Origin of the sequence: Agrobacterium sp. RC10-4-1, assembly GCF_014138475.1 — a bacterium.
In the GTDB taxonomy this organism is placed as follows: domain Bacteria; phylum Pseudomonadota; class Alphaproteobacteria; order Rhizobiales; family Rhizobiaceae; genus Agrobacterium; species Agrobacterium pusense.
Window position 1 is genome coordinate 34,161 of sequence record NZ_JACJIT010000004.1, and the last position, 11,732, is coordinate 45,892.

At 57.1% G+C, this 11,732-nt stretch carries 15 protein-coding genes and 2 tRNA genes; 5 read left to right on the top strand and 12 right to left on the bottom strand.

The window, feature by feature from the left end:
- Positions 1-8: 8 nt before the first annotated feature.
- The gene (locus tag FHW77_RS11795; protein ID WP_004441242.1) at positions 9-248 is read right to left on the bottom strand and encodes a hypothetical protein; all 240 of its coding nucleotides are present in this window, start codon (positions 246-248) and stop codon (positions 9-11) included.
- 170 nt (positions 249-418) lie between these two features.
- Here FHW77_RS11795 and FHW77_RS11800 point away from each other — a divergent pair, with 170 nt between their 5' ends.
- On the top strand, positions 419-823 hold the full coding sequence (locus tag FHW77_RS11800) for a DUF2934 domain-containing protein (RefSeq protein ID WP_035207819.1): 405 nt from the start codon (positions 419-421) through the stop codon (positions 821-823).
- A gap of 99 nt (positions 824-922) precedes the next feature.
- Here the strand turns inward: FHW77_RS11800 and FHW77_RS11805 are convergent.
- Positions 923-997: transfer RNA gene (locus tag FHW77_RS11805), tRNA-Asn, on the bottom strand.
- Between the two features lie 176 nt (positions 998-1,173).
- Here FHW77_RS11805 and FHW77_RS11810 point away from each other — a divergent pair.
- Positions 1,174-1,452, top strand: coding sequence for a hypothetical protein (locus tag FHW77_RS11810; RefSeq protein ID WP_044458770.1), 279 nt, complete (start codon positions 1,174-1,176; stop codon positions 1,450-1,452).
- A gap of 5 nt (positions 1,453-1,457) precedes the next feature.
- Here the strand turns inward: FHW77_RS11810 and FHW77_RS11815 are convergent, their stop codons facing one another.
- Positions 1,458-2,102, bottom strand: a complete 645-nt coding sequence (locus FHW77_RS11815; RefSeq protein WP_004441247.1) for an exopolysaccharide biosynthesis protein — start codon at positions 2,100-2,102, stop codon at positions 1,458-1,460.
- A 513-nt stretch (positions 2,103-2,615) separates the two neighbouring features.
- Here FHW77_RS11815 and FHW77_RS11820 point away from each other — a divergent pair.
- Together FHW77_RS11820 and FHW77_RS11825 are read left to right on the top strand one after the other, a co-directional pair.
- Positions 2,616-3,203, top strand: coding sequence for a YqaA family protein (locus FHW77_RS11820; protein WP_044458771.1), 588 nt, complete (start codon positions 2,616-2,618; stop codon positions 3,201-3,203).
- 138 nt (positions 3,204-3,341) lie between these two features.
- Positions 3,342-3,896: a dual specificity protein phosphatase family protein gene (locus FHW77_RS11825; RefSeq protein ID WP_006697968.1), complete on the top strand. Its 555-nt coding sequence runs from the start codon at positions 3,342-3,344 to the stop codon at positions 3,894-3,896.
- A 192-nt stretch (positions 3,897-4,088) separates the two neighbouring features.
- Here FHW77_RS11825 and FHW77_RS11830 read toward each other — a convergent pair whose 3' ends face one another.
- The 3 genes from FHW77_RS11830 to FHW77_RS11840 form a co-directional block, all read right to left on the bottom strand.
- Positions 4,089-4,292 carry a hypothetical protein gene (locus FHW77_RS11830; RefSeq protein ID WP_044458772.1) on the bottom strand — a complete coding sequence of 68 codons (204 nt, stop codon included), beginning with the start codon at positions 4,290-4,292 and terminating at the stop codon, positions 4,089-4,091.
- Between the two features lie 212 nt (positions 4,293-4,504).
- On the bottom strand, positions 4,505-4,765 hold the full coding sequence (locus FHW77_RS11835) for a hypothetical protein (RefSeq protein ID WP_004441257.1): 261 nt from the start codon (positions 4,763-4,765) through the stop codon (positions 4,505-4,507).
- 138 nt (positions 4,766-4,903) lie between these two features.
- Positions 4,904-4,980, bottom strand: a tRNA-Pro gene (locus tag FHW77_RS11840).
- A 230-nt stretch (positions 4,981-5,210) separates the two neighbouring features.
- On the opposite strand from FHW77_RS11840, the gene FHW77_RS11845 reads away from it, so the two are divergent.
- Positions 5,211-5,747 carry a DUF1269 domain-containing protein gene (locus FHW77_RS11845; RefSeq protein ID WP_044458773.1) on the top strand — a complete coding sequence of 179 codons (537 nt, stop codon included), beginning with the start codon at positions 5,211-5,213 and terminating at the stop codon, positions 5,745-5,747.
- A gap of 63 nt (positions 5,748-5,810) precedes the next feature.
- On the opposite strand, the gene FHW77_RS11850 is transcribed toward FHW77_RS11845, so the two are convergent.
- From FHW77_RS11850 to uppC, 6 genes are all read right to left on the bottom strand, one after another.
- A complete protein-coding gene (locus tag FHW77_RS11850) occupies positions 5,811-6,461 on the bottom strand; it encodes a hypothetical protein (protein WP_044458774.1) in 651 nt (216 codons plus the stop codon).
- 175 nt (positions 6,462-6,636) lie between these two features.
- The gene (locus FHW77_RS11855; protein ID WP_003521552.1) at positions 6,637-6,786 is read right to left on the bottom strand and encodes a hypothetical protein; all 150 of its coding nucleotides are present in this window, start codon (positions 6,784-6,786) and stop codon (positions 6,637-6,639) included.
- Positions 6,787-6,863: 77 nt separating this feature from the next.
- Positions 6,864-8,105, bottom strand: a complete 1,242-nt coding sequence (uppF, locus tag FHW77_RS11860; RefSeq protein ID WP_004441266.1) for a polysaccharide biosynthesis O-antigen ligase family protein UppF — start codon at positions 8,103-8,105, stop codon at positions 6,864-6,866.
- Positions 8,102-9,655: a polysaccharide biosynthesis glycosyltransferase UppE gene (gene uppE / locus FHW77_RS11865; RefSeq protein WP_004441267.1), complete on the bottom strand. Its 1,554-nt coding sequence runs from the start codon at positions 9,653-9,655 to the stop codon at positions 8,102-8,104. The genes uppF and uppE overlap by 4 nt, the downstream gene beginning before the upstream one ends.
- A 220-nt stretch (positions 9,656-9,875) precedes the next feature.
- Positions 9,876-11,018, bottom strand: a complete 1,143-nt coding sequence (uppD, locus tag FHW77_RS11870; RefSeq protein ID WP_034496223.1) for a polysaccharide biosynthesis type 4 glycosyltransferase UppD — start codon at positions 11,016-11,018, stop codon at positions 9,876-9,878.
- A 16-nt stretch (positions 11,019-11,034) separates the two neighbouring features.
- Entirely contained in the window at positions 11,035-11,607 is a 573-nt protein-coding gene (gene uppC / locus FHW77_RS11875) for a polysaccharide export protein UppC (protein ID WP_004441270.1), read from the bottom strand.
- Between the last annotated feature and the right edge of the window lie 125 nt (positions 11,608-11,732).

Here is an 11,732-nt window from a genome sequence, read left to right on the forward strand (position 1 = left end):
TTTTCCTTTTAAGGCTGTTCTCTCGTGCCTGGCGCCGCCTCGCGCTGGTCGTCGTCCTCCAGATCGGTGGCGACAATGAAAGCATCCTCGTGCTGCCTTGCAGCCTGCCGGCGTGCACGCAGGTTCATGCTCTCGTCCGGATAAATCTCGCCTTCCTTGTCTTTCAACTCGCTGTCTGTCTCGAAACGCGCAACGTCGTCGTCTTCAATATCAAGCGGTTCGGTTTTCGGCTTCTGCGGGGTGTTCATGAAGCGATCTCCTGCTGGTTTCTGCAGGCCAAACGCTCGGCAGCCGATGCCGGTTCCCTTTCTCGCCAAAATGCTCATTCGTCGCAGGTCGATGCGGAACTAACTCTGGCTTTTTTTGTTTTTTCAATGGCACAATTGAAGCTGGTGCAACGCAAAGAGGGAGGTCCGTTATGAGCCACGACCGCGAAGCCGCAATCCGTGAAAAAGCGCGCGCAATATGGGAGAGGGAAGGAAGACCCGACGGGCATCATGAAAGACACTGGATCGAGGCGGAACGGGAAATCTCCGCGGAGGCGGAACCGGCAAAACCCAAAAGCGGAAATGGCGTGAAGAAGTCCGCTTCCGCCACCGCGTCAGGGGAGAAGGGACCTGCAAAAAAGTCGCCCACGAAAAAAGCCAATTCGACAAAGGTGAAATCTCCTGCGGTAAAATCGCTGGAGAAAGAGCAGAAATCCACGGACAAGAACAAGGAAGACGATTTGACCGAAAGCCTTGAGGAGAGTTTTCCGGCCAGCGATCCACCGGCATTGACCAACGCCACGAAGGCAACAAAACGGGCGGTCAAGAAAAGCTGATGGCCTGACGGCCGCAGAGAAGGAAGTCACGAAAACTTCTAGGTCACGTCGGGCGAATTGCAGCTGCACTTCGCTCGGCTGACACGCTTTTGAGAAAAATGGCTCCCCGGGCCGGATTCGAACCGGCGACCTGTCGATTAACAGTCGAATGCTCTACCGCTGAGCTACCAGGGAACGTGCGCTGCTTGGCGCGGTGTGAGCGGGGTAATACAAATGCTTTTCCGATTTGCCAAGCGCTTTTTTCAAAAAAAACGCATTCCTCTTGTTTTATCCCTCCGGAGTCCCGATTTTCCGGGCTTATCGACGCTGAAAAAATTATCCACAGGCCAGATGCTGAAGGGCGGATTGGAATGAAATTCGGAATCGACCACAGAACGGGTCGTCTCAATCTCGGAAAATGGAGCCTTGCCATGCCGCGTTCGCGCGTCGGCAGGATCGCAACAGGTTCGGCGCTGGTCGTGGGCGGTACGCTGGGCTTTTTGCCCATTCTGGGTTTCTGGATGGTTCCCGTCGGCCTTGTCGTGCTTTCCCACGACCTGCCGGCTGTTCGTCGCCAGCGGCGAAGGCTGGTGATCTGGTGGGCATCGCGACGGAACCGGCGGGAGCCCCGCGACCCGGACCGACAGTAATCCTGCTACGCCCCGATGGAGCTGCTGATACCCTGGCCTGCCCAGAAGGCGGCATAGGCGAGTGCAGCGAAATAAATCGTCGTCAGCCCCAGAAAGAGGTAACCGCCCAGCACCGTGACGCCGTCCCGCTGGATCATGCCCGCTGAGAAAAGCAGGATCGCAATGCCCGGCAGGGTGTTGGAAAAGGGAATGAAGCCGAGCGGCATCATCAGAAGCACGCCCGCCGTCATCAGGGCGAGGCCATTTATCCTGTTGGCGATGACGCCCGTCGTCAGCGCCGGAATGCGTGGACGGATAAAGCGGTCCAGTCTCGATACGATCGCCACACCCTTCTGCAGCGCCGGGACCAGCTTTGCCGTTTCCATCTGCCGGTCAAGAATTTTCGCCGGCAGCCATGGCAGGCGGTTCAGCGTGATCGCGAGACTGACGAGAATGATTGCGGCGCCGAAAACGGTGCTGACTCCGGGAATGGAAACCGGGATCAGAAATGGCAGGGAGGCTATGGCACAGATGAGCAGCAGGCCCTGTTCACCGATCGCTTCCATCAATTCGCGCAATGTGATCGTCTGGCCCTGTAGTTTTCCTATCAGCTTTTCAAGCGTGGTGCTGAGCTTTTCAGACGTATCAGTGAATGCGAATTCGTTCGACATGCCGCTTCCCGGAAGTTGTTCAACTCCAGGATTGATACCATTCCTCTGGCCCGATGCCTATCACAGATGGAAACGCGCCTCTTCACATTTGGTCATGCCGTCCGAAAGATTTAATGCGAAACCCAGTTGCTATAGGCCCCTGCAAGAAGAACCACGAGCAGAATGACAAGTATGACCGGATTTATTGATGTAACGAAGTTGACATAGTCCATGATAACTTCCTCCTCTTCCCGCCACCTCTTATTCTACAGCAAAAAGGCGAGTTCATCTACCTAGAGATGAAATTTCGCATCGCAGCAACCAATCTCCGGTATGGATTGGAATCGTGGGACTTTTTCATTTTCCGCGATGCAAAAATAAATCTTCCAACATTTGCCATTCTCTTGAGTTGTCTCTAATCCTGCTTCGTGACGGGTTTCCGGACCCGCCGCCTGCCGTTGATTGACCGGGTGAAATTCCGCCTGTGTCTTGCCTCCGTCTGCCTCCTGACCATTCTTCCCCGGGGACATGAAAATGCTGAAAAACATCTATGCCTGGACGATGGCGCTCGCCGCGCGCAAAACCGCCGTGTGGTGGCTGGCAATCGTGGCTTTCGTGGAAAGCTCCGTTTTCGTTGTTCCTGCCGACGTGCTTTTTTTGCCCATGGTATTGGCGAAGCCGAAAAAAGCGATGTTTTACGCGCTCGTGGCCACGGTCGCCTCGGTTCTGGGCGGCATAGCGGGCTGGTTCCTCGGTCATTATGCATTTGAGAGCATTGCCCGGCCGATTCTTGAATTTTACGGCAAGCTCGACAGCTTCGAGCATCTGAAGAACTCGGTGGATTATGAAACCATCGTTCTTCTGCTGGTGACATCGGGCCTTGCGCACCTGCCGCCAATCAAGGTGGTTACCATTCTGTCGGGCGCGGCCAATATCAGCCTTGGCCTGTTCATTCTGTCGGCGGTCGTCACGCGCGGCGCGCGCTTTTTCATCCTTGCCGGTTTGCTGCAAAGATACGGTGAATCGGTCCGCCATTTCACCGAAAAACGCCTCGGCGCCATCACGGCCGCGGCGGCGGCGGCACTTATCGCCATCTACGCGGTTTACGTTTTCGTGCGTTGATCGAAAGCAATTTTTCTACTCTTACAATACTGTCGCATAACTTTCAGCCTACTGTCAGAATCCACCTGTATCGGTTCCCCTGTCCAATCAGGGAACCGTTTTATTATGCGAAGATTCTGGAAGTGCTCCTTTGGGGGCATGGGCCTCGTCGTGCTTGCGGCAGGCGGATATCTCTATGCCATTCAACTCCTCGGCAACTTCCACGAGGTGATGGCCGGGCAGCTTTATCGCTCCAACCAGCCGAGCAGCGAGCAACTTGTTCGCTACACCAAGGATCACGGAATAAGGACTGTGATCAATCTGCGCGGGTCAAATGAATCCCAGGCGTGGTACCGGGATGAGGTCGAGACCTCGCGCAAACTCGGATTGAATCATATTGATTTTGGCATGTCCGCGAGCCAGGAGCTCAACATGAGCCAGGTAAACGAACTGGTCGCGATCATGCGCGACGCGCCGAAACCGATTCTCATTCATTGCAAGGCGGGTGCGGACAGGACGGGCCTCGCGACCGCGCTTTATCTCAGTCGCGTCGCGCGTCTTGGAGAAAAGGAAGCAGAAAGTCAGCTCTCGGTTCGCTATGGCCACATCGGCATTCCCTATCTCTCGCAAACCTATGCCATGGACCGGACCTGGGAAAATGTGGAGGATATGCCGATCACTGACGACTTTGCCATCGCTTCCAATGAATATTGAGCAAGGCTTCGACCGGACGGGAAGCAACTGATAACGCCCCGTTTCTGAAGCGCCATTGGCTGTAATGCTTCTGTGAATTGTCCACCCGCGCTTCGGCTCTCTGTCGGCAGGGGAAGCTTTTATCGGAGCGTGGAATCTGTGCGACTTGACCGCGTCATGGGTATCGGAGACCAACTGTGGATAAGGCGATTTCTAATCGCGATCCATGTCCGGCGTCCACCCGCGCGTATATCCTTTTCCCATGATGGCGACAGCAAGGGACAGCTGCTCCTGCAAATGCTCGATTTCGCCGAGTAGCGCCTCGACGGCCGCCCTTGCATCACCGTCATGACACTGGATGACGTATCCCGCTATGTCGTCAGGCCGTATGGGGGTGATCTTTTTAGCGTCGGACATGGTAGGTGACCTCTCTTTTGTTCACTAAATGTTCTAATTTTAGCAGAGAGTCAACACGGCAATGCACATCGTCATTTGACGGAGGGCGACGGCATATCGCGCCCGCTTTTTTTGTAGAATTTGCCGGTGAGCACCTAAGCAAAATGGGCCTGTGAGCCTGGGGTCGCCCTACAGAGCTTTAACCCAACCCAAGCGCGGCGTCGCGCGATGGGTTAGTGGACCGAAGGATCCTCGCTATCCAGAAAGCTGCGAATCCCGTCTTTTTCGCAGGTAGCAAGGAATTCTTCCCATGCGTCTTTGTCGGTTGCGAAAGGTTCGTCCCAGGTGGTGACATCGTCGTGCTCGCTGATAACTTCCAGGGTCCAGTCTTGCTGGGTGCCCGCGGGCCGGTAGATGTCAACAAGGACAGTGATACCCTCGTCTTCAAACTCGCCTGAAAATTCCGAGTGTTCTATTTTCGGTTTTTTTGCCATCTCAGCACACTTCGTTCTCAAGGCTTGAATAAATGCACACCCGAACGGGATATTTGAAACCTGCGCATAACGCTCGTTACTGGAGCGCTAAAACAAATATAGCCAGCTCTGGGGGAACTGGCTATCTATCTGATTTAATGGTCGGAGCGGCGGGATTCGAACCCACGACCCCTTGACCCCCAGTCAAGTGCGCTACCGGGCTGCGCTACGCTCCGAACCTGAAAGCCGTTTATATAGAAGCCTGTTAGGGCGCAAGCGGAAAATGGCCTTTTCTAAAAAAAACGAACAAAGGATGTGGACTGCGGGAATGGGATCAATGGAGCACCGCGTTTTGCCGGCTGCGTGGCTGTCAAACACCTGACACATCATCTTTTCATCATGGCCGGAACCTGCCGCGATCTTTAACGTTCATTCGCAGCGGAATTGAAACTCAGGGAGACAAACAATGTCCGAACTTGTCGTTGTCGGTTTTGACGGAACGGAAGAGGCCGACCGGGTCCTTCTGAAGCTTGCGAGCCTGAAGAAGGAGTATCTGGTCGATCTGGAAGATGCCGTTGTCGTGGTTCGCGATGAAAATGGCAAGGTTCATCTGAAGCAGAGCGTCAACCTGACAGCGATCGGTGCAAGTTCCGGATTTCTGTCCGGTGGCCTGTGGGGCGGCCTCGTCGGCCTGCTGTTCCTCAACCCGCTGGCGGGATTTGCGATCGGCGGTGCCATTGGCGCGGGAACGGGCGCGCTTGCGGGCTCGCTGACGGATTACGGCATCGATGACGATTTCATCAAATCCCTGAGCGAGACCATTCCAAACGGGTCGTCGGCTCTTTTCGTATTGATCCGAAAGGTGCAGCCGGAAAAGGTTCTGGCGGAACTGGAAGGGCTGCGCGGCAGGGTTATCAAAACATCGCTCTCGCCGGAGCAGGAAGCCGAACTACAGAAAGCACTTTCGGGCGGGAGCCATCAGCCTGCTACACCGGTTGCCTGAAACGGATAAAAGCAACGCTGCGGCATCATCGATGTCGCAGCGCTTCTGCGTCAGCCGTTGCTGTCAAACGGTGAGTGTGCCGTCCTTAGCCTGCGGCCAGGTGAGATAATAATAACGGCTGCCGACACTGCCAAAAAACGCGTTGTCGCCGGAAATGCCATCGATATAAGCCCCGTTAGCGCCCTTTGCATAGGCCGCTCCATCGCGTTTCAGATGATCCTTCAGGAAGTCGCTCCAGCCCGCCGTTGCGATCGCTGTGGCGGGTTTCGAGGCGGTCTTGGGGTCGTCTGTCACATCCCACGCTTTGATCTTTACGCCGTCCGCCGGGTTGGACACCGTCAGCGTGCCGGCAGCCAATGCTTCCAGCATCGACTTGGCCTGCGCCGCCTTGGCGGGATCCCCGGAAAGTTCTTCGAGCGTCGCTTTCAGATCCTTCATGAAGTCCGCCCGGGTGATGTCCCCGGAAGCGGCCGTCTTGTCCGTATCACCGCTCTCCGCCTCATTGTCCGAGGTTCGTGCATATTGCGCCAGAAGCTGCGTCAGCCGCGTATTGCTGGAAGAGGTGGAGGTGGTGGTGTCGATGCCATAGGAATTGAGCAGCGTCGTCCGTGATGATGTGGAAGTCGCAGCGGAGTTGTCTTCCTGTTCCCTGATGGCCTTGAGGGCCAGTTTGGTGGCGGTGAGACGTGTGGAAAGGTCGATGGAGGAGACCATTGCGCGGGATGTCCATGATCGGACCAGATACGCATCATCCGTACCGGGCCGGCGCGGCGTGAATCTGCGATTCCTGCCATTTGTCCTCTTTCATAAGAAGACCGGGTGCGTTCCGGCCGTTTTTGGGCTGGAACGCACCCGGTTTAATCGTCGGACTTTGCGCGACGCTTGCGGCTCAGTTTTCCTGAACGGAAACACCATTCGGGCCGATATTCATCTCGATCCCCTTGGGCTTGCTTTCTTCATGCCAGACGTAAATGCCAAGGCCTGCGATGACGACAATCAGCGCGCCGATGATGAGATAGAGATTATTGGTCTGCGTCATAAGATGTCTCCCCGTTTGACAATCAGAATCGGGGGCTAAACGCATGAAATCGTGGAAGGTTCCGTTAGGTTAGCTGTTTATGCGCCAACCGCGCGCCGGCGCAGGCCTTCGCGTTTTTCCAGTGCCATGCAACCCCACAATATGCCGAGCAGCAGGAAGAAGTGTCGCCAGTGGTCGGTATCGATGACAGCACCGATCATCACATGCCCGACGAAAGCCACCCACGAAATGATCAGGAAGGCCTGCCACGGGCGCGGGCGCAAGAGATGTCTGAAACCGGCGGCGATGGTCCAGCAGATCAGGACGAGATAGATGACGAAGCCGAACCAGCCATGTGTCGTCAGGCTTTTCAGCCAGATATTGTGCTCGGCTGCTGGAAAGATATTGTCGAACACCATCGGGCCGATACCGAGCGGATGTTCCATCGCCAGCAGGAAACCGAGATAATGGCGGGCGAACCGTCCCAGATGGCCGCCATCATAAGATTGCACGGCCGAGGCGCGGCTGGAGAACAAATCGGCCACCTGTTTGAACTGCAGCGCGATGAGGACAGCCGCTACCATCAGTCCGGCGGCGATGAGAAACAGCACGAGGATTTTCAGGCGAAACGCCGCCGTACGTTCCTTCAGCATCATGACGAAGACGAGCAGTACGGTGGCAAACAGAAACAGCCCCCAGGCCGCACGCGAAAACGACAGGAACACGCCAAGCGACAGGATCAGCAGGCCGAGGATTCGCCAGGGTGCGTGCATCGTCTTGCCGGTCAGCAGGCCGTAGATGAGATAAAGCGATGGTGTCACCAGAAAGGGACCGAAGACGTTCGGATCCTGAAAGGCGCCTTTGGCGCGATCGTAAAGGGTGAAGACTTCGAAGCCCGGAATGGCGTGAAAATAGCCGATGATGCCGAGCAGGGAGGTGATCACCGCCGCCGCCAGCCACGCCCGGAAAATCAAAAGCAGCCGCTGGTATCGGTCCTCGATGATTGCCGCGTAAAACACCGAAGTCAGCGCCAGAAAAGTCGAAACGGCGAGATAAAGCGGCCCCTCATCCAGGTCGGCCATGGTGGTGAGCGAGAGATATCCGCCGATATTGAAGGCGAGCAACAGGCACAGCAGCAGGACGACGGTGCGTGAAAGTCGCAGGCCAAGCAGAAACCACAGGGCCACTTGCCCGACCATCATCAGCTCATAGGGCGCTGGCTCGGAGATAACGAAGCCGGAAAGAAACACGCCGAAGGCAATGAAGAACGAACCGATGAGCCGCATGGCAGCCAAAGGCGCATCGAAATCCGGGGCGTGCTGATAACCGGTGTGGGTCAATAGGCGTTTTCCGATTTGAGCAGCCGGATCGGCGTCAGGAACAGAATCTTGAGATCGAGAAACAGCGACCAGTTCTCGATGTAATAGAGATCATATTCGGTGCGGAACTTGATCTTGTCGCCATGGTCGATTTCTCCGCGCCAGCCATTGATCTGGGCCCAACCGGTTACGCCGGGCTTGACCTTGTGTCTTGCGAAATAATGCTCCACCACTTCGGTATATTTCAGGTCGCCGGTCTGGGCATGAACCGCGTGCGGGCGGGGCCCGACCAGCGACAGGTCGCCATGAAGAACGTTGAAAAGCTGCGGCAGCTCGTCCATCGAGGACTTGCGCAGAAAGCGGCCAACGGGCGTTACGCGCGGATCGTTCTTGGTGACGGCCTTTTTTGCGGTCGGATCGCTGAGTTCCGTATACATGGACCGGAACTTCCAGACGTTGATGGTTTCATTGTTGAAGCCATGGCGCTTCTGCTTGAAGAGGATAGGCCCCTTGGACGTCGTTTTGACGGCGATTGCCGCGCCCACCATGACCGGCCACAGAAGGGCGATACCGATGAGGCTGAAGGTGATGTCGAACAGCCGCTTCGCGACGGAATCCCAGTCCCGGATCGGTTTGTCGAAAACGTCAAGCATCGGCACCTTGCCGACGTGGGAATAGGCACGCGGGCGAAAGCGCAGCTTGTTGGCATGCGCCGCAATGCGGATATCGACCGGGAGCACCCAAAGCTTGCGCAAAAGCTGGAGAATGCGTGCCTCGGCGCTTAACGGCAGGGCAATGATCAGCATATCCAGTTTGGTCAGGCGGGCGAATTCCACCAGTTCGGCGAAAGTGCCGAGCTTGGGATAACCCGCGACGACGTCGGGAGAGCGCGCGCTTTGCCGGTCATCGAAAATGCCGCAGATGCGGATGTCGTTGTCGGATTGCTGCTCGAGCGAGCGAATGAGATCCTTGGCAGCATCACCACCGCCGACGATGACCGCCCGGCGTTCCATGACGCCATTGCGGCCCCAGTGGCGGATGGCGAAGCCAAGGATCAGTCTTCCGGTGAAAATGGCGATCGCGGCAATTGCATACCAGATGCCGAAGGCTTGCCAGGAATGCAGCGCATCGGGAAAAAAGAGCAGAAGGAAACAGGCTGTGCCAACGAAGGACAGGCAGACCGCGCCCTGAATGCGAGCGAACATCGACAGTGGCGTGCGTAGCGTCGGCAACTGATAACAGTCGCCGGCCTGAAGAAGAAAGACGCAGAGCGCGGCCCCCAGTACGCCGCCGCCAAAAACCGCCAAGAAGGTCTCAATACCCCGATCGGCGGCGACGCCGTTGATGATGGCGGCGATCACCACGAGCATGGTGAATTCCAGAAGCCGCAACTGGCCTATCACCATGTTCGGGGAGTGATTGCCGCCGCGAAGCTGGTTGGCAATCTGCCGTGCGAGAGGGTTGAGAACGACGGCTTCCGATGTCGAAGGCCCGTTGGCCTCTTGCTCGGAAATCTGTTTGCGCAACGACGCCAGATCGAATTGCAGTCTATCCTTGTCAGCCTTGGTCATTGCTTGGTCCGCACCCTCCAGCGCATCGGCGCGAAAATCGGCATCGATTTCCGACCGGACGATACGCAACTTCAAAGTGGTGGAGCGGGCCTGATGCATCCGGACGGACGCACGGCGCTCCACGATCTGGAAACTAGCCGAAACATGCTAAGAAACGTTTATGATGGGTTTCTTGAGGATGACGGAATATACAATCAAAAATCGTGTCTTTGAAATGATTTTAGAGCAACAGCAGGTCGCGATAGAGCTTCATCATGTCATCCGCCATGACCGGCGTCGAAAACTTCGCCCTGAAGCTGTCGGGGTGGGGCATGATCCGTTTCGCCCAACCGGCATCTTCGGCATCCCTGGCCATGACCCTCGCCAGCGCCTCGACGTCGCCGGCCGGGACGAGCGCGTCGCTTTCTTCTCCCAAGACTTCGGGAATCCCGCCGACATCGGAGGCGATGACCGTTTTTCCCGCTGCAAGTGCCTCCAGCACGATATAGGGCATGGCCTCCGCGCGAGAGGGGACTACCACCGTCGTGGCCAGGGCGAAGGCCTGTCTGGCGGGCATGGCGGCATGCATGGAAATGCGCCGGGAAAGACCGGCCTTGTCGATCATCGCCGCGTATTTGTCCCTGTCCGGCCCATCGCCGACGATGACACCGGACATCGGCCGGCCGATGCCGCGCTCCATTTCCGCGAAGGCCTTGATGAAGAGGTCAGGCCCCTTAAGGTCACGGAGCATGCCGATATAGAGGAAATGCGCCGCGCCCTCTTGCGCGGGGACGGGTTCGAACTCGTTTTCCTGTACGCCGTTATAGATCATCGCGGTACGGGTGCGCGGTTTGCCAACCTTGGCTTCATAGGCCGCCTGCTCGAACTTGCAGACGAAACAGAGCGCATCGGTGAACCGTTCCTGAAACCGCTCCAGCCGCAGGAAGAGCTGTCCTTTCAGGGTGTTGCGGGCATAATGCAGGCTTCCGCCGTGCGGTGAATAGAGGCGGGCTACGCGATACCTGTTCGCCCGCAGCAATGAGCCGATCAGCCGGGCCAAAGCGCCACCCTTGGCGCTGTGCCCGTGCAGAATGTCCGGCCGCAAACTTTTGATGTGTTTGTAGGCTTTCCAAAGCGCCAGCAGATCGCCCGGGGTAATGGAGCGCCGGATGGGCAGGCGCGTCAGGCCGAGCTCCAGCATCGGCGCAATCTGCGCGAAAAGCCTCTCCTCATGCGCGCCGCCGGTGGAACTGTCGCAGACGATGCCAACCTTGTGGCCCTGCCTGACATGTTCCTCGATAAGATCACGCACATGGCGGAAAACGCCGCCCACCGGCGAACGAAAACAGTGAATGATGCGCAGGGGAGGGCCGTCGTCCGACACGTTCGCCGCGCCCCTTTCAGAAGAAGCGTTCACGTACATAGACGGTATCACCCGCAAGAATGGGTGCGGTGATACCGATCCGGCCCGTCATCACTTCCGCGTTTATCTTGCGGGTGACGTCGACATCTGCCTGATTGGCGCGCGGGCTGAAGCCGCCGGCAATGGCGATGGCGTTCTGCACCGTCATGCCCGGCACATAGGAATATTGGCCAGGACGGCCCACTTCGCCCATGATGAAGACGGGGCGATAACGATCTATCTCGATCGTGACATCGGGATCGCGCAGATATCCCTGCCGAAGCTTGGCCGCGATCGCGGCTTCCAGCTGTGGCAGCGTCTTGCCCCGCGCGGGCACCTGGCCGACGAGAGGGAAGGCGACATAGCCCGCCTGATCGACCGTATAGGTATTTGTCAGCCCGGCCTGTTCGAACACGTTGATACGCAGTCTGTCGCCGCTGTCGACGTGATAGGGTTGCAGTGCGGCCTCATTGAATGACCGCGGCGCAGGCTGATAGGCCGAACAGCCGGAAAGGGCCGTCAGAACGGCAAACGTCAGTGCGGTGACATGTCGTGATCCGGCGAGCGGCATCTCATCTGGCTCCGAGTCGAACTTTGATCATTCTTATCGTTCTGTTAGGGTTAATGCACGGTAAACGCGCAGCGTCAGGCCCGGTAATATCGGCTTTATTTCGTCGGAGTCTCGGTGATTAACGG